Origin of the sequence: Microbacterium sp., assembly GCF_046295495.1 — a bacterium.
Taxonomy (GTDB): domain Bacteria; phylum Actinomycetota; class Actinomycetes; order Actinomycetales; family Microbacteriaceae; genus Microbacterium.
The window spans coordinates 72,704-97,106 of record NZ_JBKBNC010000002.1; the positions used below are offsets into that span (position 1 = coordinate 72,704).

Sequence of the window (24,403 nt, forward strand, 5' to 3'; positions counted from 1 at the left end):
CATCTCGGCATCCGCTCCCTAGAACGCGCGCAGGTTCGCCTGCAGACCGCCGTCGACGTACTCCTCGCGGAGGATGCCGCGGCGTCGGAGGATCGGCACGAGGTCGTCGAGCACGCGGTGCACGGTCACCGGGTGAAGGTCGCCCCACAGCAGTACGCCGTCGTTGCCCCAGTCGCCCAACTCCTCGATGCGATCGGCGAACTCGTCGGCGGTGCCGACGAAGCCGGACCCGTCGTTCAGGCGCCCGAGGCGCGCGTGCGCGGTGAGGAGAGTGCGCAGCGGGGCGTCGTCGTCGTGCTTTCCGACGAGGCGCCTGACGCTGCCCTCCGACACGTGTTCGCCGAAGATCGATCGGTCGAGGGGCGCGTCGAGATCGAGCGCCGTGAGATCGGTCTCGAGGTCGCTTGACTGCTTCCGGGCGATCTGCAGCAGTGCCTCGTCGTCGGGGTGGGCGGAGGCGGCGACCAGGCGATCGGCTTCTTCCGGTGACGACACGAGCACGGGTTGGATCGCGAAGAGGATCTTGATGTCGTCGGCCGAACGCCCCGCGGCCTCCGCGGCGGCGTGGATACGCCCGCGGTACGCGCGGATGCTCGCCTCGTCGAGCGGCGCGAGGGCGAGCTGCACGTCGGAGTTGTGCCCGGCGAACGACAGCCCGCGACCCGAGCCGCCGGGTGAGACGATCGCCGGCTCGCCGTCGGTGAACGGGATCGCGTTGAGCGGCCCGTCGAAGCCGAAGTACTCGCCGCGGTGGCGCGTGGCATCCAGTTTCGTACCGTCGGCGTAGACGCCTGAGGCCTCGTCGACCACGAGTGCGTCTTCGCCCCAGCTGCGCCAGAGATCCCGGATGCCGGCGAGCCATTCCTCGGCGCGATCGTAGGCCGCGTCATGCCCGAGCTGCGGTGCGGTCGAGAAGTGCCGCGCGCTGCCGGTGTCGGTGACGACGTTGAGGCCGAGGCGGTGGCCGCTGAGGTGCTGCAGCGTCGCGAACTGCCGGGCGGCGGTGTACGGCAGGTACGCCGCGGGGTTGACCGTCGGAACGACGCCGAGGTGCCGCGTCGCGGCGAACAGGTAGGGCGCGAGCAGCAGGGGATCGTGCTTCGGCCCGCCGAAGGCGTGGCGCACACGGAGGTCGATCGTCTCGGCGGTGCCGAGCGAGGGGGCGTCCTCGATGATGAGCAGGTCGAACCCGGCCTGCTCGAGGGTGCGGGCGGAGTCCTGGTACAGGCCGGGCTCGGTCCAGCGGTGGTTCCACCGCAGGTACGGGTGCCCCCAGCCGTGGGGGCCGAAGCCCCGCGCGAGGAACCACCCGAAGTGCTGCAGACGGCTCACAGCACGACCACCTCTCGGACGACGTCGGCGGGCAGCTGGGCGAGGCCGTCGAGGGCCTGCGCGAGGTCGGCGAGGATGTCGTCGACGTCTTCGATGCCGATCGACAGCCGGATCGTGCCGGGGAAGACGCCCGCGTGCTCGCGCTCGGCGACCGTGCGGGCCGCGTGCGAGGTGCTCTGCGGGTGCAGCACGAGCGAACGCACGTCACCGAGGTGCGTCATGTGCGTGATGAGCCGGACCGACTGCACCACGTGGCGCGCGGCCTCGAGACCGCCGCGCAGGGTCACGGTGAACACCGAGCCCCGACCGCCCCGCAGGTACGTCTCGCCGAGGTCGTGGTGGGGGTGCGAGGCGAGACCGACGTAGTCGACCCGCTCGACCTCCGGGCGGCCCTCGAGCCATCGGGCGACCACCAGGGCGTTCGCCGACTGCCGCTCGACGCGCAGGCTCAGGGTCTCGATGCCCTGGCCGATGAGGAACGCGTTCAGCGGGGACGGTGAGGGTCCGAAGCGCGGAGCGACGCTCTCGCGGATGTACGCGCCGCGCGCACGGGGGCCGTGCTTCTCGGCATAGCTCGCGCCGCCCAGGCGGTCGGTCTGGACCAGGTGGGGGAAAAGGTGCCCGGATGCCGCGGCGTCGAAGCGTCCGTCGTCGACGATCACACCGCCGAGCACCGCGCCCTGGCCGGCGAGGAACTTGCTCGCCGAGTGCACGACCACGGCCGCCCCGTGCTCGATCGGACGCACGAGGTACGGCGTGGTAAAGGTGCTGTCGACGACGAGCGGGATGCCGCGCTCCGCGCCGATCGCGGCGACGGCGGCGATGTCGAGCACGTCGTTGCGGGCGTTCGAGAGCGTCTCGGCGAAAAGGGCCTTGGTGCGCGGGGTGAGCGCCGCGCGCACGGCGGAGAGGTCGGAGACGTCGACGAAGGTCGTCTCGACGCCCAGGCGCGCGAGGTTGTCGAGCAGGAGACCGCGGGTGCCCTCGTAGATGTGCTCCGAGACCACCACGTGGTCGCCGGCGCCGGCCAGGGCCAGCAGGGCGACCGTCACGGCCGCTTGACCGCTGGACACCAGCACGGCTTGATCGCCGCCCTCGAGCGAGGCGAGGCGCTCCTCGACGGCCTGCACGGTGGGGTTGCCGGTGCGGCTGTAGCCGAAACCGGCGCCGGTGCCGAAGTGCGCGGCCGACTCGTCGAGGTCGCCGAACGTGAAGCCGGCGGTCAGGTAGATGGGAGTCGCCCGCGGGGTGGCGGGCGCGGTCGCGGACCCCGCGTGCACCTGGCGGGTCGAGAATCCGGTGTCGGCGCCTGCGGTCATCGGGCACGCTCCTTTCTTCGGGATCGGCCCAGACTCGCACGCGGGGCCGGTCGCCCACGAAGTGTGCGGCGCCGTGTTACGCGGAGAGCAGCGCGGCGGCCGGTGGTATCGTGACCGGGTGCGGATCGCTCGCCTCCTCCTTAGCGGCCGCGACGAGACCTCGTTCTAGGCCTTTCTCGTCGCGGAGTTCGTCGCGGGCCTCACACCCCTTCCGAGGAGAAACGCAGAATGAGCAGCACATCGATCGACGGCATCCGGATCCCGGACCGTCCTCGCACCCTGGCCGAGAAGGTCTGGGACGATCACCTCGTGGTCAAGGGCGAGAACGGCCAGCCCGATCTCATCTACATCGACCTGCACCTCGTGCACGAGGTCACCAGCCCTCAGGCGTTCGACGGACTGCGCGCCGAGGGGCGTCCGGTGCGCCGCCTCGATCTGACGATCGCGACCGAGGACCACAACACGCCCACGCTCGACATCGACAAGCCGATCGCCGACCTGACCAGCCGCACCCAGATCGAGACGCTCCGCCGCAACGCCGAGGAGTTCGGGGTGCGCATCCACTCGCTGGGCGACAAGGAGCAGGGCATCGTCCACGTCGTCGGTCCGCAGCTGGGACTGACGATGCCGGGCATCACCGTCGTCTGCGGCGACTCCCACACCTCGACCCACGGCGCGTTCGGCGCGATGGCGTTCGGTATCGGCACCAGCGAGGTCGAGCACGTGCTCGCCACCCAGACGCTACCGCTCAAGCCCTTCAAGACCATGGCGATCACGGTCGAGGGAGACCTCCGTCCCGGCGTGACGGCGAAGGACATCATCCTCGCGATCATCGCCAAGATCGGCGCCAACGGCGGTCAGGGCTACGTGCTCGAGTTCCGCGGCAGCGCGATCCGCTCCCTCTCGATGGAGGGGCGCATGACCATGTGCAACATGTCGATCGAGGCCGGGGCCCGCGCCGGCATGATCGCGCCCGACGACACGACCTTCGCCTACGTCAAGGACAAGCCCCACGCCCCGCAGGGGCAGGACTGGGATGACGCCGTCGCGTACTGGCGCACCCTTCCGAGCGACGAGGGTGCGGTCTACGACGCCGAGGTGTTCCTGGATGCCGCCGAGCTCGAGCCCTTCGTCACCTGGGGCACCAACCCCGGTCAGGGCGTCTCGCTCTCCGACGTCGTCCCGACGCCGGCCGAGATCGCCGACCCGAACGAGCGTGCGGCGGCCGAGCGGGCGCTCGAGTACATGGCCCTCGAGGCCGGCACGCCGATGAAGGACATCCCGGTGGATGCCGTGTTCATGGGGTCGTGCACGAACAGCCGCATCGAGGACCTGCGCGCTTTCGCCTCCGTGATCCAGGGCCGCACCAAGGCGGAGAACGTCCGGGTGATGGTCGTGCCCGGTTCGGCGCGCGTGCGTCTGGAGGCCGAGGCCGAGGGACTCGACAAGGTCTTCACCGACTTCGGGGCCGAGTGGCGCTTCGCCGGCTGCTCGATGTGCCTGGGCATGAACCCCGACCAGCTGGCGCCGGGGGAGCGTTGCGCCTCGACCTCCAACCGCAACTTCGAAGGCCGTCAGGGCAAGGGGGGCCGCACGCACCTCGTGTCGCCGCTGGTGGCCGCCGCCACCGCCGTGCGCGGAACGCTGTCGAGCCCGGCCGACCTCGAGCCGGTCGCGAGCTCCGGCACCCTGATCACCGGATCGGGTGCCGCGCGCGCCGACGAGACCGTTTCGACCGGGGCGGAGGCCTGACATGGAGAAGTTCACGACGCACACCGGTGTGGCCGCGCCCCTGAAGCGTTCCGCCGTCGACACCGATCAGATCATCCCCGCCGTCTTCCTCAAGCGGGTGACCAAGACCGGCTTCGACGACGCGCTGTTCGCCAACTGGCGTCAGGATCCGGAGTTCATCCTCAACCAGGACGCCTACCGCTCGGCATCCGTGCTCGTCGCCGGTCCCGACTTCGGCACCGGGTCCAGTCGCGAACACGCCGTGTGGGCGCTGCGCGACTACGGCTTCCAGGTGGTGCTGAGCCCGAAGTTCGCCGACATCTTCCGCGGCAACGCGGGCAAGCAGGGCCTGGTCACGGGCGTGATCACCGAGGGCGACCTGGAGCGCATCTGGGCCGAGATCGACGCCGAGCCCGGCGTCGAGATGACGGTCGACCTCGCCGCCAAGACCGCCACGGTCGGCGACCTCACGGTCTCTTTCGAGATCGACGATTACACTAGGTGGCGGCTTCTCGAAGGGCTCGACGACATCGGGCTCACGCTGCGCGACGCAGACAAGATCGCGCAGTTCGAGGCGCGCCGCGAGGCATGGCGGCCGCGGACCCTCCCGGTCCGCTGACCCCGATCGACCTGATCGGGTCGATTCGCCGCCCCTCGTCCACGAAGTGAGGTCCACCCCCCTATGAGCACACTCGTCACCGACTCCGGAGACCACACCCCCGGACAGCCGGATTGGGAAGCGGCCGAGACCCTCACCATCCGCGGCGGGCGTCCGTTGCGCGGCGAGGTCGAGGTCAAGGGGGCGAAGAACCTCGTCACCAAGGCGATGGTGGCCGCCCTGCTGGGCGAAACCACGAGCATCCTCCGCGACGTGCCGATGATCAGCGACGTCAAGGTCGTTCGCTCGCTGCTCGAGGTGCACGGCGTCACGGTCACCGAGGGCGACGAGGAGGGCACGCTCCACCTCGACCCCTCGGGCGCCGTCGCCGCGCACTTCGAGGAGATCGACGCGCACGCGGGCGCGTCGCGCATCCCGATCCTCTTCTGCGGCCCGCTGCTGCACCTGCTCGGCGAAGCGCTCATCCCCGATCTGGGCGGGTGTCGCATCGGCGACCGTCCGATCAACTTCCACATGGACGCCCTGCGCGCCTTCGGCGCGGTCGTCGACAAGAGCTACGAGGGCATCCGCATCACGGCCCCCAACGGACTGCACGGCGCGAACATCACGCTGCCCTACCCCAGCGTCGGCGCGACCGAGCAGGTCCTGCTCACGGCCGTGCGCGCGAAGGGCGTGACCGAGCTGCGCAACGCCGCGATCGAGCCCGAGATCATGGACCTCATCGCGGTGCTGCAGAAGATGGGCGCGATCATCTCGTACGAGCCCAACCGCGTCATCTTCATCGAGGGCGTCGACAAGCTCGTCGGCTACGACCACCGCGCGATCTTCGACCGCAACGAAGCCGCTTCCTGGGCCTGCGCGGCACTCGCGACCGACGGCGAGATCTTCGCCAAGGGCGCGCGCCAGCAGGACATGCTCACCTTCCTCAACGTGTTCCGCAAGGCCGGTGGCTGGTTCGACGTCCGCGAGGACGGCATCCTGTTCCGTCGTGGCGACGCGCTCAAGCCCGTCATGGTCGAGACCGACGTGCACCCCGGGTTCATGACCGACTGGCAGCAGCCGCTGATCGTCGCCCTGACCCAGGCTTCCGGCACCTCCACCGTGCACGAGACCGTCTACGAGAACCGGCTCGGGTTCACCGCCGCGCTGAACAAGATGGGCGCCGACATCGTCGTGCACCCCAAGGGCATCGCGAGCCCCGATCGCCGCGTCCCCCGTCGCGACCTCGAGCAGGCGGCGGTCATCAACGGTCCGACTCCGCTGCACGGCGCCGACGTCGAGGTGCCCGACCTGCGCGGCGGTTACAGCTACGTCATCGCGGCTCTCGCCGCCGAGGGCGAGTCGACGGTGCGCAACATCGGCATCATCCGTCGCGGCTACGAGAAGTTCCTCGAGAAGCTCACGGCTCTCGACGCCGACTTCGACGTCGTGGGCTGAGCGTGGCCGGGAACCCCGAGAAGAGCCGCCCGAGCGCCTTCTGGCCGCTCGCGGCGATCATCGTGCCCGCGGTCGGGCTGTTCGCGCGCATCGAGATCCGCGGGGCGGAGAACCTGCCCCGCGACGGCGCCTACGTGATCGCGCCGAACCACAACTCGGAGTTCGACCCGCTCATCGTCGCCGTCGCGGTCTGGCGACTCGGTCGTGCACCGCGGTTCATGGCGAAGGAGAGCCTGTTCCGCGTCCCCGTGCTGGGGGCCGCCCTGAAGGCCACCGGAATGGTCCCGGTCCCGCGCACCTCGACCAGTGCCAACCAGTCGATGAAGGCCGCCGAGCAGATCGCGCGCGACGGTCGCGGCGTCATCGTCTACGCCGAGGGCACCCTGACGCGCGACCCGGAGTTGTGGCCGATGCGCGGCAAGACCGGCGCGGTGCGTCTGGCCCTCGCCGGCGGTCTGCCGCTGATCCCGATGGCGCAGTGGGGTGTGCAGCAGATCCTGCCGCGCTACGGGAAGCTGAAGTTCCCGCGTCGGTCCCACGTGATCGTGGAGATCGGGCCCGCGATGGACATGTCGGCCTACGTCGACACGCCCACGCAGCCGGCGACCCTCAACCGGGCGACCGACGCGATGATGAACCGCATCACGGCCATGCTCTCCGGCATCCGGGGCATCCCCGCGCCGGCCGAGCGCTGGAACCCGTCGCAGCACGGGCAGAACGAGACGGGCCGCCTTGAGTCGTAGGAACGCTCCGCCCACCGCGGGGCCCCGGGTCGCCGTCGTCGGTGCCGGCAGCTGGGGGACGACGTTCGGCAAGATCCTCGCCGACGGCGGAGCCTCGGTCGTCATGTGGGCCCGGCGCCCCGAGCTCGCCGCCGAGATCACCGAGTCCAAGCGCAACAGCCGGTACCTCTCGGGCATCAACCTGCCGCGGACGATGACCGCCACGACCGACCTCGCCGAGGCGCTCCAGGGTGCCGAGCAGATCTACCTGTCGGTGCCGAGCCAGTCGCTGCGCGAGAACCTCGTGGCCATCCGTCCCCTCGTGGAGCGCACCGACGTTCCGCTCGTCTCGCTGATGAAGGGCGTCGAGAAGTCGAGCGGTCTGCGCATGAGCCAGGTCATCGAGCAGGTGCTCGCGTGCGACCCCGCGCGCATCGCGGTGGCCTCGGGTCCGAACCTCGCCCTCGAGATCGCGCGCGAGCAGCCCACCGCCGCCGTCATCAGCTCGCTGAGCCCCGAGACGGCCGAGGCGGTCGCCCGACGCGCCCGCAACAAGTACTTCCGCTCCTTCGTGAACACCGACGTGATCGGCACGGAGTTCGGCGGGGTGCTGAAGAACCTCATCGCGGTGGCGATCGGGATCGTCGACGGCGTGGGCTACGGCGAGAACACCAAGGCGTCGATCATCACGCGCGGGCTCGTCGAGATGACCGACTTCGCAGTGGCGCAGGGCGCGCAGCCCGAGACGCTCCAGGGTCTCGCGGGCCTCGGCGACCTCATCGCCACGTGCCAGTCGCCCCTGAGCCGCAACAACACGGCGGGGCGCCTGCTGGGGCAGGGCTACGGCTACAAGGAGGTCGTGGCCCAGATGCAGCAGACCGCCGAGGGCCTGGCATCCGTGGCCCCGGTGCTGCAGCTGGCGAAGCAGGTCGGTGTCGACATGCCGATCGTGCAGCAGGTGAAGATGGTGCTCGACGGCACCATGGATCCGCGGGACATCGCCCCGCACCTGACGACAGACGACGACCAGCCGCAGGGCGAGAGGACGCAGAATGACCAAACCGGTGGTGGTGGTGCTCTTCGGCGGGCGCTCCAGCGAGCATTCGATCAGTTCCGCCACGGCGGGCGGGGTGCTGCGGGCGATCGATCGTGACCGCTTCCGGGTGATCCCGGTCGGGATCACCCGCGACGGCGCCTTCGTGCTCGAAGACGACGACCCCGACAAGTTCGCCCTGCGTCCCGAGGCGATGCCCGAGGTGGTCGACAACGGCTCCCGCGTGCGCCTTCCCGATTCGACGCTCTCGCGGGAGTGGACGGTGACGGATGCCGCGGGCGAGCGCTCGCTCGGCGACGTCGACGTCGTCCTGCCGATCCTGCACGGGCGCTTCGGCGAGGACGGCACCGTCCAGGGCCTCCTCGAGCTGCTCGGCATCCCGTACGCCGGGGGCGGGGTGCTCATGTCGGCGATGGGAATGAACAAGAACGTCGCCAAGCGCGTGCTCCGGTCGGCGAACGTGCCGGTCGTGCCGTGGGTGGCCGTGACCCCCGCCGACCTCGCGCGCGACCGCGACCTGTGGGAGCGCCGCATCCGCGCCCTGGACCTGCCCGTGTTCGTGAAACCGAACGAGGCCGGCTCCAGCGTCGGTGTCACGAAGGTCTCGCGCTGGGAAGACCTGGACGCCGCGCTCGACACCGCCTTCGCCGAGGACGGCCTCGCGCTGGTCGAGCAGGCGATCGTGGGCCGCGAGCTCGAGTGCGGCGTGCTGCCCGGGCGCGACGGGGGGCCGGTGCGCGTCAGCGTCGCCGGCGAGATCGTCGTGACCGGACGCGAGTTCTACGACTTCGAGGCGAAGTACCTCGACGCGCCGGGTGTCGATCTCGTCTGCCCGGCCGATCTGCGCGACGGCGAATTGGCGGAGATGCAGCGCATCGCGGCCCAGGCCTTCGAGGCCCTCGGCGGACAGGGACTCGCGCGCGTGGACTTCTTCTACACGGGCAGCGAGTTCTACGTGAACGAGGTGAACACGATGCCGGGGTTCACCCCGATCTCGATGTTCCCGCGGTGCTGGATCGCCTCGGGCCTGAGCTACCCCGACCTCATCAGCGACCTGCTCGACGCGGCGCTCGCGACGCGCTGAGCCGGGCGCGGCGGAGCGCAGCCCCACCGCGGCGCACTCGTGCGCGCGGCGGAGGGTGCGCCGGGCCGGTGAGCGCTACGGCGTCGGCGTCGGGGTGGTGTCGGATGCCGCCGTGCACACCGAGCCGGTCGCCGGCAGGTAGTCGCGGATCAGCGGGCCGAGGGCCTGGGCGACGTCGCCGCTGCTGGCCTCCTGGTAGTCGAGGTACACCTGCAGCGCGGGGCTGCGGCCGAAAGTCGTGAGCGTGTAGCGGTCGTCGGCTGCCTGCGACTCGTCGACGAGCCAGTCGACGCCGTCGAACGACCGGCACGGCAGGGTGGACGGGCCCGGGCTCTCGAGACCGCAGGTGAGCAGGATCGCCGCGGGGTCGCCCCAGGCTCCGGTGGCCTGCGCGTCGGTCCAGCGACGCTCCTGGCCCGAGATGGACTGCGGCAGACGAGAGATCACCTCCGCGCAGGCGGGGTCGTTCGCGTCTTTCGCGGGCTCCATCGCCACGGTGGTGCTGCACGCTGCGAGGCCCGGGAGCAGGGCGAGGGCGGTCAGCAGCGCGAAGGCACGGGGGGAGCGGGGCACCCCTCCAGGCTAATAGCGTGGGAGCGTGACCGACGCCGAGACCACCGTGGGGGAGCTGTCCGAGGGGCAGATCCTGCGCGGCATCCTGGACCGCCTTCCTCCCTCGAGCGCTCCGGTGGGGCCGGGAGACGACGCCGCGGTGCTCGCCGTGCCCGACGGGCGGGTGGTCGCCACGACCGACACGCTGGTGCACGGGCCCGATTTCCGTCTGGCCTGGTCATCGCCGTTCGACCTCGGCTTCAAGGCTGCCGCGGTCAACCTCGCCGACGTCGCCGCGATGGGCGCGCGGCCGGTGGCCCTTCTCGTCGCCCTCGCCATGCCCGACGCGACCCCGGTGTCGTTCGTGCGCGGCTTCGCCGACGGTCTCGCGGCCGCCTGCGCCGAACTCGCGCCCGGCTGCGCGGTCGAGGGGGGCGATCTGACCGTCTCCGACACGCTCACGGTCGCCGTGACCGCCCTCGGCAGCCTCGACGGCCGCGATCCCGTGCGGCGCTCGGGTGCGCGCGAGGGCGACGGGGTGTACGTCATCGGCGAGCTGGGCGAGGCCGCGCGCGGACTCGAGGTGCTCTTCGGACGCTTCACCGATGCCGCGGGCGCACCGATCAGGCTGACCGCCGAGGCGCGCGGGGCCCTGGACGCCTCCGACGCGCGGGCTCTCTCACGCCAGCTCACGCCCCGCCCGCCGCTGGCGGAGGCGCTGCGCGCGGCGGCATCCGGAGCCACGGCGATGATGGACGTCTCCGACGGTCTCGTCCTGGATGCCACGCGGCTCGCCGACGCGTCCGACGTGACGATCGCGATCGACTCGGCGACCCTCGGCGACGACCCGGCGCGCGCCCTGGGCGGGGGAGAGGATCACGGCTTCCTCGTGACCTTCCCCGCCGCAGCCGCCGAACCGATCGGTCGTCGGGTGGGCACGGTCCTCGCTCGCGGCACCGTCGCGGTGACCGTCGACGGGCGCGCCTGGGCCGGTCGAGGCGGGTGGGACCCCTATCGCGACTGGGACGCAGGTCGCGGCTGAGACGCGGCGCGGCAGGGTGATCGCCGCGCGCACGCCGCGGCGCACGGCTCAGGCGCGGGGACGCCCCCACCACATCGTGGTGTCGCCGTAGGCGCGATCGCGTTCGGGCTCGAGGCCGGCCGCGGCCCAGTCGGGGGATGCCGAGCGCTTCGCGCGCTCGACGATGACCGTCGCGTCGGGGCTGAGGCGCGGTGCCAGCGCGACGAGAGCTTTCGTGAGCTCGGGGTCCGCGAAGTCGTAGGGCGGGTCGAGGAACACGAGATCCCACTCGTCGGTGGACGCCGAGAGCCAGGTGGTGACGTTGGCCCGGTGCACGCGCGCGGGGGCGATGACCCCGGCCGTGCGCACCCGCTGGGCGTTGGTTCGGATGAGGGCCGCCGCCGGAGCGGACAGCTCCACGAGGTCGGCGGAGGCCGCGCCGCGACTGAGGCTCTCCAGGCCCAGCGCGCCGGAGCCGGCGAAGAGGTCGGCGACGCGGGCGTCGTCGAGGACCCCGGCGGACTCGAGGGCACCGAAGAGAGACTCGCGCACCCGGTCGCTCGTGGGTCGAGTGCCCTTCGGCGGGACGTCGAGGACCGTGCCGCCCGCTCGGCCCGAGATGATGCGCGTCACCGTCCCACCCTACGGTTCCGGGGCGGGGACCGCATCGCGGCGGGCGTCGCGTCGGACGGGGTCGCCCGCCGTCGGGTGGGTGACGCCACCGGCGGACGGGGCGGCCGGTCGCGGGGGTGTCGGAGGCCCTGCCTAGACTCGGAGCATGCCCGGTCTCTCGCTCGCATCCCGCCTCGACGGCGCGGTGGGCGGCAAGACGGCCACCGCGTTCGACAAGGCCTTCGGGATGAAGACGGTCGGCGAGCTGCTCGAGCACTACCCGCGCCGCTACGCGCGCCGGGGGGAGCTCACCCCGATCGCGACCCTTCCGCTGGGCGAGCCGGTCACGATCGTCGCCGAGGTGGTCACCGCCACCGAGCGGCGCATGCAGAACCGGCGGGGCTCGTTGCTCGAGGTGACCATCAGCGACGGCGACGGCCGGATGTCGCTGACGTTCTTCAACCAGCCCTGGCGCCTGAAGGAGTTGACCCCCGGCCGCCGGGGCATCTTCTCGGGCAAAGTCGGTGAATACCGCCGTCAGACGCAGCTCACCAATCCCGACTACGAGCTCTTCGACGACATCGCCGAGGCCCGCGCCGAGGCCGAGGTCACGGCCAAACGTCCGATTCCCATCTACCCCGCGACCAGCGCGGTGCCCAGCACGCTCGTACAGAAGACGATCTCGCTCGTGCTCGACGGTCTCGGCCCGGTCGACGACCCCCTGCCCGACGACCTGCGCGCCCGCCGGGGTCTGCTCGCCGCGCGCGAGGCACTCGAGAAGATCCACCGGCCCGAGAACGACGACGACATCCCGCCCGCGGTCGAGACGCTGCGCATGCAGGAGGCCTTCGTGCTCCAGACCGCGCTCCTGCAGCAGCGGCAGTTCGTGCGCGCGCTCTCGGCGACGAACCGCCCGGCATCGCCCGGTGGCCTGCTCGAGCGCTTCGACGCCATCCTTCCGTTCGAACTCACCCCCGATCAGCAGACCGTCGGCGCGCAGCTGGCCGCCGACCTCACGGGGGACTGGCCGATGAGCCGCCTGGTGCAGGGCGAGGTCGGCTCCGGAAAGACGCTCGTCGCGCTTCGGGCGATGCTGCAGGTCGCCGAGTCGGGTGGGCAGTCGGCGCTCATCGCTCCCACCGAGGTGCTCGCCGGTCAGCACCTGCGCTCGATCGCCCGCATGCTCGGCCCCGAGCTCGCGCCCGAACTCCTGCCCACCCTGCTCACGGGGCAGATGCCCGCGGCCGAGCGTCGTCGAGCGGCCCTGCGGGTGGCATCCGGGCAGGCACTCATCGTGGTGGGCACGCACGCCCTGCTCAGCGCGACGACCACCTTCGCCGATCTCGGCCTGGTCGTCGTCGACGAACAGCACCGCTTCGGCGTCGACCAGCGCGAGGCCCTGCGCGCGAAGGGCGACTCCCCGCACACGCTCGTGCTGACGGCCACGCCCATTCCGCGCACCGTCGCGATGACGGTCTTCGGAGACCTCGACGTCTCGACCATCCGCACCATGCCGGCCGGTCGTGCCGGCATCCAGTCGTTCGTCGCCCCGCTCGCCGAGAAGCCGGGGTGGTTCGCCCGCGTGTGGGATCGCGTCGCCGAGGAGGTCGCTCTCGGGCGCCAGGCCTTCGTGGTGTGCGCCGCCATCGACGCCGAGCATCTCACCGCCGACGAGAAGAGCGACGAGCCGGCCGACGCTCCGGCCGCGTCCGCCGAAAGCGCCCGCACCCGCTGGGGTGTGGTGCAGGTGGAGGCGCTGCTGTCGCGGCTGCCGTCGTTCGCCGACATCCGGGTGCAGATCCTGCACGGCAAGATGCCCTCCGATGAGAAAGATGCTGTGATGCAGGCGTTCGCGCGCGGCGACATCGACGTGCTGGTCGCCACCACCGTCATCGAGGTCGGCGTCGACGTGCCGAACGCCTCCACGATGGTGATCCTCGAGGCCGACCGCTTCGGCGTGTCGCAGCTGCACCAGCTGCGCGGCCGCGTCGGCCGCGGCGGTCTTCCGGGACTCTGCCTGCTCGTCACCGAGGCTGCGCCCGGCACGTCGTCGCGATCCCGCGTCGAGGCCGTGGCATCCACCCTCGACGGCTTCGCCCTCGCCGAGATCGACCTCGAGCTGCGCGGGGAAGGCGACGTCCTGGGCGGGGCGCAGTCCGGTGTGCGCTCGTCGCTGCGCCTGCTGCGCGTGGTCACCGACGCCGCGCTCATCACCGAGGCGCGCGCCGAGGGGGAGCGCCTGCTGGCCGACGATCCGGCGCTGGTGCGGCATCCCGGACTCGCCGCCGCCCTCGAGCGCCGCGTGGGCGTCGAGGAGCGCGCCGCGCTGGCCAAGTCCTGAGCGCGAGGCCCTGGGGCGGGAGCCGTCGGTAGGCTGGCGGAATGGACCCCCGGATCGCCGTCGTCCCCGGCTCGTTCGACCCGCCCACGCTCGGTCACCTCGACGTGATCCGCCGAGCCGCCGGTCTCTTCGACCAGCTGCACGTCCTCGTCGTGCACAATCCCGGCAAAGAGGCCATGCTCCCGATCGCGCAGCGCCAGAGCCTGCTCGAGCAGTCGATCTCCGACGCCGGCATCGACGGCGACGTGATCGTCGCCACATGGAGCATGGGCCTGCTCGTCGACTACGCCACCGACGTGGGCGCACGGGTGCTCGTGAAGGGCATCCGCTCGCAGGTCGACGTCGCGTACGAGACCCCCATGGCGATCGTGAACCGCGACCTCGCCCACGTCGAGACCGTGTTCCTGCTGCCCGACCCCTCGCACGCGCTCGTCTCGAGCTCGCTCGTGCGTCAGGTGGCGGGCCTCGGCGGTGACGTCTCGCCGTACGTCCCACCCGCGGTCGCGCGCTTCCTCGACACCGGCGCCCGCGGGCTCTGACGCCGCCCCGGTCCGTCGGCAACGCACCGCCCCGCGGCGCCCTCCCCACGCATAAACGCGATCCGCGCGCGGAAACACGTGCGCCCCGCGTTTCTGCGCGCGAATCGCGTTGCGTTTATGCGTGGGGCGGTCCGCCGTGCGGGCGAGCGAAGAGCTCATGCGGGTCGGCGCCCGGCCCGCGCCCAGGGGCACGCGGGTAGCATGGACGACCGTGAGAACCCGCCGACCCGGACCCTTCCAACTCCCCGTACGCGACATCGAGCGCAAGCCGGGAGAGATGCGCGAGCACAGCCTCGACATCCCCACCCCCGAGAAATGGGGGGAGGGGCTCGTCTCGATCCCCGAGGGCGAGGTCCTCGAGCTCGAGGTGCGCCTGGAGTCCGTGCACGAGGGCATCCTCGTCTCGGGCACCGTCGACACCACGGCCACCGGCGTGTGCGGCCGCTGCCTGATCGACATCACCGAGCCTGTCGAAGTCGAGTTCCAGGAACTTTTCGCGTATCCTGGGGACGAAGCGAATGACTTCGACGTTCAAGACGACCACGTGGATCTTGAAAATCTGGTCCGGGACGCCATCGTCCTGTCGCTTCCGTTCCAGCCGGTGTGTCAGCCGGATTGCCCCGGGCTCGACCCGAACACGGGCGAGAGGCTGACGGAAAGCTCCGGCGAAACGGAGCAGACGCCCGTCGATTCCCGATGGGCAGCGCTCCAGCAGTTCACCCCAGACGACGGCGATGCGCTCCGCGCCGCCCCCAAGACAGAGAAGAGCTAGCCATGGCAGGTAACCCCCCGAAGCGGAAGGTCTCCCGCTCCAACACCCGCTCGCGCCGTGCGCAGTGGAAGGCCGAAGCTCCCGCGCTGGTCAAGACCATCGAGAACGGCAAGGTCGTCTACAGCCGCCCCCACCAGGCGAAGGTCGTCACCGACTCGCAGGGCACCGAGCTCTTCCTCGAGTACAAGGGCCGCAAGGTCGCCGACGTCTGATCGGCGATCCGTGACGCGTAACAACGTCGAGCGCCGCGCGCTCACCGAGAAGCTCGGGGTCGACATCGACCCCGAGCTTCTTTCTCTTGCCCTGACCCACCGCTCGTTCGCCTACGAGAACGGCGGGATCGCCCACAACGAGCGGCTCGAGTTCCTCGGCGACTCGGTGCTCGGTCAGGCCGTGACGGTCCGTCTGTTCACCGGCCACCCGGAGCTCGAGGAGGGCAGCCTCGCCAAGCGGCGTGCGAGCGTCGTCTCCACGGTGGCCCTGGCGGAGGTGGCGCGCACGATCGGTCTGGGCGACCACGTGCGCCTCGGTCGCGGTGAGATCCTCACCGGCGGGCGCGACAAGGACTCCATCCTCGCCGACACGATGGAGGCCCTCATCGGCGCCACCTATCTCTCGGCCGGTCCCGACGCGGCCACGGCGATGGTCCTGCGGCTGGTCGAGCCTCTCCTCGCCGACCCCGAGCGTTACGGCGCGGCGATGGATCCGAAGACGAGCCTGCAGGAGATCGCGGCCCGCCTGGGTCTGGCCGCCCCCGCCTACGGCATCGAGGCGACGGGCCCCGATCACGATCGACGCTTCACGGCGACGGTCACGGTGGGCGACGTCGTGACCACGGGTACCGGATCGAGCAAGAAGCAGGCCGAGATGGCCGCCGCCCTCACCGCCTGGCGCGAGCTCGACGCACGTGCCTGAGCTGCCCGAGGTCGAGGTCGTCCGCGCCGGTCTCGAACCCGCCGTCGCGGGTGCGCTCATCGCCTCGGTCGACGTTCGCGACGAGCGCGCCCTCACCCGCCACACCGGGGGAGCCGCGCACTTCGAGGCCGAACTCACCGGGCGGCGCATCTCCGCAGCCGTGCGGCGGGGCAAGTTCCTGTGGATGCCGGTGACCGACGACGAGGCGATCGTCACCCATCTCGGGATGAGCGGGCAGATGCTGCTGCGCACCCCGGGCGCTCCCGAGGAACGCCACGAGCGCATCCGCCTGGAGCTGGAGCATCCGGTGCACGGCGCGCTCTCGGTCGTGTTCGCCGACCAGCGCACCTTCGGCTCGCTCGCGATCGACACGCTCGTCGACACGCCCGACCGGGCGCCGGGCGGGCGCGGATCCGCCCTGGCGAGTGTGCCGACGCAGGTCGCCCACATCGCGCGCGACCCACTCGACCCCGCCTTCGACGCCGCGCGGTTCCGCGCCCGCCTCGCGCGCACGTCGTCGGGCATCAAGCGCGTGCTGCTCGATCAGACCGTCGCGAGCGGCATCGGCAACATCTACGCCGACGAGTCGCTGTGGGCCGCGCGCATCCACCCCGAGACGCCCGGTTCGGAGCTTCCGACGCGCGCGGTCAACCGATTGCTGGCCGAGGTGCAGGCCGTGCTCGAGAAGGCCTTGGCCGAGGGCGGCACGAGCTTCGACGCGCAGTACGTCAACGTCAACGGGCAGGCGGGCTACTTCGCGCACTCGCTGAACGCGTACGGTCGGACCGGCCAGCCCTGCCCGCGCTGCGGTCGCCCCATCGTGCGCGTGTCGTTCATGAACCGCTCCAGCCACTTCTGCCCGCGCTGCCAGCGCCCGCGCTGACCGGGCTGCCGCGACGCGGGAGCCGCCGGGCTTCGTCGCCGGCGAGAGCTGAAGCGACGAACCCCGGCGCCTCGGGCGCTCAGGCGAGCACCTTCTTCCACACCCCCTCGTACGAGATCGGGGCGAAACCGATGCGCTCGTTGATCGACAGCATCGGGCGGTTCTCCTCGGCGTTGTACGTCAGCACCCGAGGGGAGTCCGGCGCGATGTCGTGCCACGCGAGCAGCCCCGCGCACTTCACGAGCAGGCCGAGACGATGGCCGCGGTGGGTCGAGACGACCAGAGTGTCCTCCTGGCTCGTGGCCGCCGTTCGGTCCTTGCCGATGACGAGCTCGTTGAATGCCGCTAGCTCGCCGGTGTCCACGTGCTGCGCCGCGGTGACGAGCATGTGGCGACCGGCGTCGAGATAACCCGCTTCGTAGCGGCGGAGGCGCGCGGCATCCCACACCTCCTCGTCGAACTCCAGATCGGCGGACGGGGCGTCGGTGACCATGCGCGACTTCATCCAGGCGAAGGCGTCGACGAACTCGTCGGGGGTCGGGAGCGTCCACTGCACGATCCGATACCCGGATGCCGCCGCCTCGGCCTCCGCGAGGAGCGTCTCGAGGTGGGGACGGGCGCCGGCGAGAGGCAGCGCGCTCACGCGCACGATCTGCTCGAGCGTGCAGCCCGAGGCGGCCAGGAACCGCGCGGCGTGATCCTCCGGGATCGAGCCGAAGCCGGTCGGGGCGGCGAGGTGCGGCCCCTCCGCAGCGGGGTGCTCCGCCCAGGTCTGCAGGACGCTGCGTCCCTGCTCGCGGGCGACGCGCTCGATCTCGGCGAAGGCGGCTCGCCCGATGCCGTGGCCCCAGGCGGAGCGGCGGAGCTCGATGAGCCAGAAGCCGGTGCGGGCACCCTCCTCCTGGGGGAAGTCGAGGCCGACGCGTCCGACCACGTCGCCGTGGAAGACGGCGATCCAGGCGAAGCGCTTCATGTCGGGCTGCGGCTGGTACAGCGGCAGCAGTTCGTCGGCGGGCATCGCGGAGTCGTCGTGGCCGGAGATCTCGGCGTAGACGAGGTTGCGCAGCCGGACCATCTCGCGGAAATCCGCGGCGTCGGCGTCGTCGATCGAGGACGGGATGTGCAGGGGGCGCAGCTCGAGGCCGGCCGGGAGGGTCGTCATGGCGTGCTTTCGTGTCGAAGAGAGGAAGGGGTGGGGCCGCCCCAGAGAGGCGGCCCCACCGGATCAGAGCGGCGGCCGGCTGAAAGCGGCCGCGCTGCGCCACGCGCGTTCGCGGCGTTCGCGCTCGGCCGCGGCCACGTGCGCGCGATGGGCGGCGACGGCCTGGTGGTCGAGCGCTCGTGCCCGATCGGCGTGGCGCGTGAGCAACCAGAGACCGATGCGCAGCGAGAGTCGGTCGAGGAGACCGAGGGGGCGGTAGGCGGTGGTGTCGAAGGTGACCGTCGACGGGGTGGGTGTGGGGGAGGGCGCGGCCGAGGCGTGCTGCGGCGCGCGCGTGAACAGGGCGTTCATGCGGAGGCTCCGTGGAGAAGAAAGCGGGAAGGGACGCGACGAGCGCGTGGCGGGATCGCGAAGATCCGGGTGAGCGAGGTCGGAGGGACGTGCTCACGGAGAGACGAGATGCCTGGCAGCTCGGCGCGACGAACGGGTCGCCGCCGAGACGCGACGGACTATCCCTGTCGAGAGGGCATGCCGACGGCGGTGATCACTCCGGCGAGGGGTTCGGACAGCACGGGGACGGCGGTGAAGCCGGTGGCGGTGAAGCCGGTGGTGTTGCGAATCATGGAAGTGACCTCCTTTCGACGTCGGTTGCGAACCCCGACGTTAGCGAAGCCGCTCAGCGAATGTCAAGCTCTCACCCAGATTCGGCAGGATCCCGGGCGCGTCGACCGCCGGGGAACGGCCCGGTTCCGCAGAATCCCGGGGCTGTTCGGCTACCGTGAGGCGAGCGGCATGCGGCGGTCGATCGGGGCGGAGGGGTGGGTGACATGCACCTGAAGAGCGTGACACTCAAGGGCTTCAAGTCCTTCGCCCAGTCGACGACCTTCGCACTCGAGCCGGGGGTGACGTGCATCGTCGGTCCGAACGGCTCCGGGAAATCCAACGTCGTCGATGCCCTCGCCTGGGTCATGGGGGAGCAGGGCGCCAAGACGCTCCGCGGCGGCAAGATGGAGGACGTCATCTTCGCCGGCACCTCGACCCGTGGTCCGCTGGGCCGCGCCGAGGTGCGTCTGACGATCGACAACGCCGACGGCGCCCTCCCGATCGACTACAGCGAGGTGACGATCAGCCGCACGCTGTTCCGCACCGGGGCGAGCGAGTACGCGATCAACGGGCAGACCTGTCGGCTCCTCGACGTGCAGGAGCTGCTGAGCGACTCCGGGCTCGGGCGCGAGATGCACGTGATCATCGGCCAGGGCCGCCTCGACACGGTCCTGCAGGCCACGGCCGAGGATCGGCGCGGCTTCATCGAGGAGGCCGCCGGCATCCTCAAGCACCGTCGCCGCAAAGAGAAGACCGCCCGCAAGCTCGAGGCGATGGAGACCAACCTCACCCGCCTGAGCGACCTCGCCGGGGAGCTGCGCCGCCAGCTCAAGCCGCTCGGCAAGCAGGCGGAGATCGCCCGTGAGGCCCAGACCATCGCGGCAGTGGTGCGCGATGCCAAGGCGCGGCTGTATGCGGACGACCTCGTGCGCTTGCGCACCCAGCTCGCCGACGCCGCGCGCGCCGAGAGCGAGCGCCACACCGAGCGCCTCGGCCTGCAGGAGCAGGCCGACGGCCTGCGCCGCCGCGTCGAGAGGCTCGAGGACGACCAGCGTTCCGAGGCCGTCGACCGCGCGCGCAGCGTGGCCTTCGCGCTCGAGCAGGTGCAGGAGCGGCTGAGGGGCCTCTTCACGCTCGCGGGTCAGCGCCTGACGCTGCTGGGCGACGACGACACCGACTCCGCGGGCTTCGCGCCGACGGTCGGCCAGAGCATGATCGACGACGTCCGTTCCGAGATCGACGACGTCGCGGCCGGTCTCGGCGACGCCCGGGATGCCGCGGCGGAGGCCGCCCGCGCCGTCGCGCGCGCCCGCGCCGACCTCGACGCGCTCGACGTCGACATCGCCGCGCAGAGCGCCCTGGTGTCGGAGCACGACATGAGGATCCAGGCGCTGCGCGGAGCCGCGGACGCGGCGAACTCCGCCCTCGCCGCGGTGCGCGCGGGCGTGGAACGGCAGCAACGGGCGCTGGATGCCGCCCTGGTGCGCCGTGCCGAGGCGGAGCAGGCACGCGCCGAGGTCGATCCCGACGTCGTGCCCGAGACGTCGACCGCCGAGCACGCGGCGGCGTACGAGCGGGCGCAGCGAGACGCGAACGAGGCGGAGACCCGGGTGTCGGGCCGGCGCGAGCGCCTGCACGACGCCGAGCGCGAGAGTGACGCGCTCAGCGCCCAGACGACGGCGCTCGGTCGCGCGCTGGATGTGCGCAACGCGGCCGCCGACCTGATCGCGGCGGGCGGCCCGGGCGTGCGGGGTCTCGTCGGTGACGACGTGAGGATCACGGCGGGCTACGAGGCGGCGATCGCCGCCGCCCTCGGGTCGTTGGCCGAGGGTCTGCTCGTCGACGACGCCCCGGCGGCGTTCGCCGCCGCGCGCACGGCCGCCGAGGCGGACCTGGGCGTCGTCGAGATCGCCATCGCCGACGCGGGGGGCCCGCCGCACGAGGTGGACGTGCACGCTGCCGGTGTCGACGGCGTCCCCGCGACCGGGGTCATCAGCGCTTCGGCGGGGGTGATCGGCATCCTGTCGCATGTCGTGATCGTCGACGACCTCGCGGCCGCGGAGGCGGCGCGGGCGAGCCTGCCGCGAGAGGTCACCCTGGTCACCCGCGCCGGTGAGGTGCTGACCGCCCAGACCCTGCGCTCCGGGACGGGGGCGGGCCGCTCGCGCCTGGAGCTCGCCGCCGAGCGCGACGCGGCCGCCGAGCGGCTCGCCGAGATCGTCGTGATCGCCGACTCGCTGCGCGAGGCCCTCGCCGAGGGGCAGGGGGCGCTCACCGACGCCCGTCAGCGCACGAAGGAGGCGCTGTCGACGCTGCGCGCGCACGACGCCTCGTTGGCCGCGCACGCCGAGACGGTCAATCGCGTGACCGTGCGCCACGAAGCGGCGGTCGCGGAGTGCGAGCGACTGGCCGCCGGTCTCGCGCAGACCGAGACGGCGGTCGCCGAGGCGGAGGATGCCGCCCGCCGCGCGGACGCCGTACTCGAGCGGGCGCTGCAGGCGCCCCGCCCCCTGCTCGATGCGTCGGCGCGCGAGGGCATGGCCGCGGAGGTGGATGCCGCTCGCGAGCGCGAGGTGCGCGCGCGCCTCGACATCGAGACGCTCACGGAACGCGTGCGAGCGGGGGAGGCCCGCATCGTGCAGCTCGAGCAGCAGCGCGAGCGCGAGCGCGCGGCCGCCGCCGAGGCCGCGCGGCGCGCGGTGCTGCGTCGCGCGCAGCGTGAGATCGCCGCCGAGGTGGCGGGCCAATTGCCCGCCCTGCTCGACTCCGTCGACCGTTCCGTTAGCCGAGCCCGCGTCGACCTCGCGAGCGCGGAGTCGGCGCGCGCCGCAGTGACGGCCGAGCTCTCCCGCGCCCGCGCCGACGAGGCGGCCGCGCGCGAGCGGCTGGCGCGTCTCACCGAGAGCGTCCACGGCCTCGAGCTGCAGATGCACGAGAAGAAGCTCCACGTGACGAGCCTGCTCGAGCGGGTGCACTCCGAGCTCGCTCTCGACGAGGAGGTCCTCGTCTCGGAATACGGCCCCGATCAGCCGGTCCCGACCGAATTCGAGGGCGAGACGCTCGCGTTCGACCGCGCGGGGCAGAAGCGTCGCCTGCAGGATGCCGAACGCAAACTGTCGCAGCTCGGACGGGTGAACCCGCTCGCCCTCGAGGAGTTCGCGGCCCTCGAGCAGCGCCACGCCTTCCTCACGGAGCAGCTCGCCGACCTGCAGCAGACCCGGGCCGACCTGCAGACGATCATCGCCGAGCTCGACGAGCGCATGCAGACGATCTTCCTCGCCGCCTTCGAGGACACGCGGGCGGCGTTCACCGAGATCTTCCCGATCCTGTTCCCGGGAGGATCCGGCAGCATCTCGCTCACCGACCCCGATTCGCCGCTCACCACGGGGATCGAGGTGGCGGTGCGCCCGGTGGGCAAGAAGATCGAGCGTCTCTCGCTCCTGTCGGGCGGCGAGCGGTCGTTGGCGGCGGTGGCGTTCCTGACCTCGATCTTCACGGCCCGCCCGAGCCCCTTCTACATCCTCGACGAGGTTGAGGCGGCTCTCGACGACGCCAACCTCGGGCGACTGCTGGGGGTGTTCGAGAAGCTGCGGGCGAGCAGCCAGCTCATCGTCATCACGCACCAGAAGCGCACCATGGAGATCGCCGACGCGCTCTACGGCGTCTCGATGCGCCAGGACGGCGTGTCCGCGGTGGTCGGGCAGCGTGTCGGCGACCGCGCGGCCGCCCGCGCCGTCCGCGACGAGGTCGCCCCCGTAAGCTGAAGCAATGGCTGAGAACTCCTGGTCGCTGGGCCGCGCGCTGCGCGGGCTGTTCGTCAAACCCACCATCGACGAGACCACGTGGGACGACCTCGAGACCGCGCTGTTGACGGCCGATTTCGGCCCCGACGTCACCGAGCGCCTGATCGACGAGCTGCGCGAGAAGGTCGAGCGCTACCGCACGACCGACCCGCGCGACCTGCAGCGCATGCTGCGCGAGACGCTCGAGGAGCACTTCGCGAAGTTCGACACGACTCTGCGCCTGACCGAGCGTCCGGCGGTCGTCCTGGTCGTCGGGGTCAACGGCGTGGGCAAGACCACGACGATCGGCAAGTTCGCCAAGTTCCTGCAGCGCTACGGCCGAACCGTCGTGGTCGGCGCGGCCGACACCTTCCGCGCCGCGGCGGTCGACCAGCTGGCCACCTGGGCCGAGCGCGGGGGAGCAACGATCGTGCGGCCCCAGCACGAGGGCCAGGATCCGGCATCCGTCGCCTTCCAGACGGTGGCCCACGCGAAGGAGACGGGCACCGAGATCGTGCTCATCGACACCGCCGGTCGACTTCACACCAAGGGCGGGCTGATGGACGAGCTCGGCAAGATCAAGCGCGTCGTCGAGAAGCAAGCGCCCATCAGCGAGGTGCTGCTCGTACTCGACGCGACCACCGGGCAGAACGGTCTGATGCAGGCGCAGGCGTTCCTCGACAGTGCCGGGGTCACCGGTCTCGTGCTCACCAAGCTCGACGGCTCGGCCAAGGGCGGGTTCGTCCTGGCGGTGCAGGAGCTCACCGGTATCCCCGTGAAGCTCCTGGGCCAGGGCGAGGGCATCGGCGACCTCACGGGGTTCACGCCGCACGTGTTCGCGGCCTCGCTCGTCGACTGAGCGGGCCCCTTACCGCACGCCGCGCGCCGGGCGGGTCGACTTCCCGAAGCCGGGGCGGGCTGCTTACATGGAGTCATGGCCATCGAGCACGACTTCTTCGGACTCCTCGAATCCGGCCCCGACGGGTCGATCTTCTGGAGTGAGAACGTCGAGTTCGGCGATCAGAGCGTCACGGTCGATCTGACCGCTCCCGACCAGGACGACGTCTCGGTGGAGGCGCTCGATGTGGCGGCATCCATGATCTCGTCGCTCGAGTCGATCGATCTGGCCGCCCGCAACGCGATGGTCGACGAGCTCGATTCCCGCACGAGCGAGGTGACCGAGTACATCCTCCAGCAGCAGGCGAGCCTCGGCGAGGAGCTCGACGATCTCCTCGTCGATCAGACCGGCGACACGCACATCGACGTCATCAAGGCGCTGCAGCTGATGAGCATGACGATCCTCGCCGACGAGCACGGCGGGGCCGACCCGTTCGCGGTGCTCGAGTACGCCCTCGACCCCGACGCCACCGACGACGTGCTGCTCGTCAACCTCGCCTCCGACGGCCGCGTGCAGTCGGTGACGAGCGCCGACTGAGCGTGCAGACCTTCCTGCCCTACCCCGCGTTCGCCGCGTCGGCGGCCGCGCTCGACACGAAGAGACTCGGCAAGCAGCGGGTGGAGACGTTCCAGCTCCTGCGCGCCCTCACCGTGCCGAGTCACGGGTGGCGGCACCACCCCGCCGCGAAGATGTGGGACGGGCACCTGCCCGCGCTCGTGTCGTACGGTCTCGTGATGACCGACGAGTGGATCGCCCAGGGCCGGGCCGACACCGTGCGCGAGAAGATCCGCGTGTTCGCCCCGGAGGTCGACGGCGTGGGCCAGGATCAGCTGGATCTGCCGCCGTGGATCGGCGACGAGGCCTTCCACCTCTCGCACCGCTCGAACCTCATCCGCAAGGATGCCGAGTTCTACGTGCCGCGGTTCGGCGACGTGCCCGACGACCTGCCGTACGTCTGGCCGGTGTGACCGGCGCCGTCGTTCCGACCCCTCTCGAGCGGAGGGCTGAGCCGCCGTCGTCACCGG

General features: G+C 71.5%; 23 protein-coding genes. 17 read left to right on the forward strand and 6 right to left on the reverse strand.

Features of this window, described 5'->3' with window-relative positions; all coding sequences use genetic code 11:
• Positions 1-18: 18 nt before the first annotated feature.
• Both ACK4LS_RS01360 and ACK4LS_RS01365 read right to left on the reverse strand, forming a co-directional pair.
• A complete protein-coding gene (locus ACK4LS_RS01360; protein WP_409712330.1) occupies positions 19-1,332 on the reverse strand; it encodes an LLM class flavin-dependent oxidoreductase in 1,314 nt (437 codons plus the stop codon).
• Positions 1,329-2,651, reverse strand: a complete 1,323-nt coding sequence (locus ACK4LS_RS01365) for an O-acetylhomoserine aminocarboxypropyltransferase/cysteine synthase family protein (protein WP_409712332.1) — start codon at positions 2,649-2,651, stop codon at positions 1,329-1,331. The genes ACK4LS_RS01360 and ACK4LS_RS01365 overlap by 4 nt, the downstream gene beginning before the upstream one ends.
• Positions 2,652-2,879: 228 nt before the next feature.
• Between ACK4LS_RS01365 and leuC the strand changes: the two genes are divergently transcribed.
• From leuC to ACK4LS_RS01395, 6 genes are all read left to right on the forward strand, one after another.
• Entirely contained in the window at positions 2,880-4,403 is a 1,524-nt protein-coding gene (gene leuC, locus ACK4LS_RS01370) for a 3-isopropylmalate dehydratase large subunit (protein ID WP_409712334.1), read from the forward strand.
• Position 4,404: 1 nt separating this feature from the next.
• Positions 4,405-5,001, forward strand: coding sequence for a 3-isopropylmalate dehydratase small subunit (gene leuD / locus ACK4LS_RS01375; protein ID WP_409712336.1), 597 nt, complete (start codon positions 4,405-4,407; stop codon positions 4,999-5,001).
• Between the two features lie 63 nt (positions 5,002-5,064).
• Complete coding sequence (murA, locus tag ACK4LS_RS01380; protein ID WP_409712338.1) at positions 5,065-6,438, forward strand: UDP-N-acetylglucosamine 1-carboxyvinyltransferase; 1,374 nt, start codon at positions 5,065-5,067, stop codon at positions 6,436-6,438.
• A 2-nt stretch (positions 6,439-6,440) separates the two neighbouring features.
• The gene (locus ACK4LS_RS01385; protein ID WP_409712340.1) at positions 6,441-7,181 is read left to right on the forward strand and encodes a lysophospholipid acyltransferase family protein; all 741 of its coding nucleotides are present in this window, start codon (positions 6,441-6,443) and stop codon (positions 7,179-7,181) included.
• On the forward strand, positions 7,171-8,313 hold the full coding sequence (locus tag ACK4LS_RS01390; protein ID WP_409712342.1) for an NAD(P)H-dependent glycerol-3-phosphate dehydrogenase: 1,143 nt from the start codon (positions 7,171-7,173) through the stop codon (positions 8,311-8,313). Before ACK4LS_RS01385 ends, ACK4LS_RS01390 begins: the two co-directional genes overlap by 11 nt.
• Positions 8,213-9,298, forward strand: a complete 1,086-nt coding sequence (locus ACK4LS_RS01395) for a D-alanine--D-alanine ligase family protein (protein ID WP_409712344.1) — start codon at positions 8,213-8,215, stop codon at positions 9,296-9,298. Before ACK4LS_RS01390 ends, ACK4LS_RS01395 begins: the two co-directional genes overlap by 101 nt.
• A 75-nt stretch (positions 9,299-9,373) precedes the next feature.
• On the opposite strand, the gene ACK4LS_RS01400 is transcribed toward ACK4LS_RS01395, so the two are convergent.
• Positions 9,374-9,871: a DUF3515 family protein gene (locus tag ACK4LS_RS01400; protein ID WP_409712346.1), complete on the reverse strand. Its 498-nt coding sequence runs from the start codon at positions 9,869-9,871 to the stop codon at positions 9,374-9,376.
• Positions 9,872-9,896: 25 nt separating this feature from the next.
• On the opposite strand from ACK4LS_RS01400, the gene thiL reads away from it, so the two are divergent.
• The gene (gene thiL / locus ACK4LS_RS01405; protein ID WP_409712348.1) at positions 9,897-10,892 is read left to right on the forward strand and encodes a thiamine-phosphate kinase; all 996 of its coding nucleotides are present in this window, start codon (positions 9,897-9,899) and stop codon (positions 10,890-10,892) included.
• Positions 10,893-10,940: 48 nt separating this feature from the next.
• Here the strand turns inward: thiL and rsmD are convergent, their stop codons facing one another.
• The gene (gene rsmD, locus ACK4LS_RS01410) at positions 10,941-11,504 is read right to left on the reverse strand and encodes a 16S rRNA (guanine(966)-N(2))-methyltransferase RsmD (protein WP_409712350.1); all 564 of its coding nucleotides are present in this window, start codon (positions 11,502-11,504) and stop codon (positions 10,941-10,943) included.
• 145 nt (positions 11,505-11,649) lie between these two features.
• Between rsmD and ACK4LS_RS01415 the strand changes: the two genes are divergently transcribed.
• The 6 genes from ACK4LS_RS01415 (at position 11,650) to mutM (ending at position 16,933) form a co-directional block, all read left to right on the forward strand.
• A complete protein-coding gene (locus tag ACK4LS_RS01415) occupies positions 11,650-13,824 on the forward strand; it encodes an ATP-dependent DNA helicase RecG (protein ID WP_409712352.1) in 2,175 nt (724 codons plus the stop codon).
• Positions 13,825-13,865: 41 nt separating this feature from the next.
• Positions 13,866-14,363 (forward strand): pantetheine-phosphate adenylyltransferase, encoded by a 498-nt coding sequence (gene coaD / locus ACK4LS_RS01420; protein WP_409712354.1) that lies wholly within the window; start codon positions 13,866-13,868, stop codon positions 14,361-14,363.
• Between the two features lie 277 nt (positions 14,364-14,640).
• Complete coding sequence (locus ACK4LS_RS01425) at positions 14,641-15,135, forward strand: YceD family protein (protein WP_409712356.1); 495 nt, start codon at positions 14,641-14,643, stop codon at positions 15,133-15,135.
• 2 nt (positions 15,136-15,137) lie between these two features.
• Positions 15,138-15,347 carry a 50S ribosomal protein L32 gene (gene rpmF, locus ACK4LS_RS01430; RefSeq protein WP_013586329.1) on the forward strand — a complete coding sequence of 70 codons (210 nt, stop codon included), beginning with the start codon at positions 15,138-15,140 and terminating at the stop codon, positions 15,345-15,347.
• Positions 15,348-15,357: 10 nt separating this feature from the next.
• The gene (gene rnc, locus ACK4LS_RS01435; protein ID WP_409712360.1) at positions 15,358-16,050 is read left to right on the forward strand and encodes a ribonuclease III; all 693 of its coding nucleotides are present in this window, start codon (positions 15,358-15,360) and stop codon (positions 16,048-16,050) included.
• Positions 16,043-16,933 carry a bifunctional DNA-formamidopyrimidine glycosylase/DNA-(apurinic or apyrimidinic site) lyase gene (gene mutM, locus ACK4LS_RS01440; RefSeq protein ID WP_409712362.1) on the forward strand — a complete coding sequence of 297 codons (891 nt, stop codon included), beginning with the start codon at positions 16,043-16,045 and terminating at the stop codon, positions 16,931-16,933. The genes rnc and mutM overlap by 8 nt, the downstream gene beginning before the upstream one ends.
• A 79-nt stretch (positions 16,934-17,012) precedes the next feature.
• On the opposite strand, the gene ACK4LS_RS01445 is transcribed toward mutM, so the two are convergent.
• Together ACK4LS_RS01445 and ACK4LS_RS01450 are read right to left on the reverse strand one after the other, a co-directional pair.
• The gene (locus ACK4LS_RS01445) at positions 17,013-18,095 is read right to left on the reverse strand and encodes an N-acetyltransferase family protein (protein ID WP_409712364.1); all 1,083 of its coding nucleotides are present in this window, start codon (positions 18,093-18,095) and stop codon (positions 17,013-17,015) included.
• 63 nt (positions 18,096-18,158) lie between these two features.
• Entirely contained in the window at positions 18,159-18,446 is a 288-nt protein-coding gene (locus ACK4LS_RS01450; protein ID WP_409712366.1) for a hypothetical protein, read from the reverse strand.
• 476 nt (positions 18,447-18,922) lie between these two features.
• Here ACK4LS_RS01450 and smc point away from each other — a divergent pair, with 476 nt between their 5' ends.
• From smc to ACK4LS_RS01470, 4 genes are all read left to right on the forward strand, one after another.
• Positions 18,923-22,462 carry a chromosome segregation protein SMC gene (gene smc, locus ACK4LS_RS01455; RefSeq protein ID WP_409712368.1) on the forward strand — a complete coding sequence of 1,180 codons (3,540 nt, stop codon included), beginning with the start codon at positions 18,923-18,925 and terminating at the stop codon, positions 22,460-22,462.
• Between the two features lie 4 nt (positions 22,463-22,466).
• On the forward strand, positions 22,467-23,339 hold the full coding sequence (ftsY, locus tag ACK4LS_RS01460; protein ID WP_409712370.1) for a signal recognition particle-docking protein FtsY: 873 nt from the start codon (positions 22,467-22,469) through the stop codon (positions 23,337-23,339).
• 75 nt (positions 23,340-23,414) lie between these two features.
• The gene (locus ACK4LS_RS01465; protein WP_409712372.1) at positions 23,415-23,915 is read left to right on the forward strand and encodes a DUF2004 domain-containing protein; all 501 of its coding nucleotides are present in this window, start codon (positions 23,415-23,417) and stop codon (positions 23,913-23,915) included.
• A gap of 2 nt (positions 23,916-23,917) precedes the next feature.
• Positions 23,918-24,346, forward strand: a complete 429-nt coding sequence (locus ACK4LS_RS01470) for an MSMEG_6728 family protein (RefSeq protein ID WP_409712374.1) — start codon at positions 23,918-23,920, stop codon at positions 24,344-24,346.
• Positions 24,347-24,403: the final 57 nt, after the last annotated feature.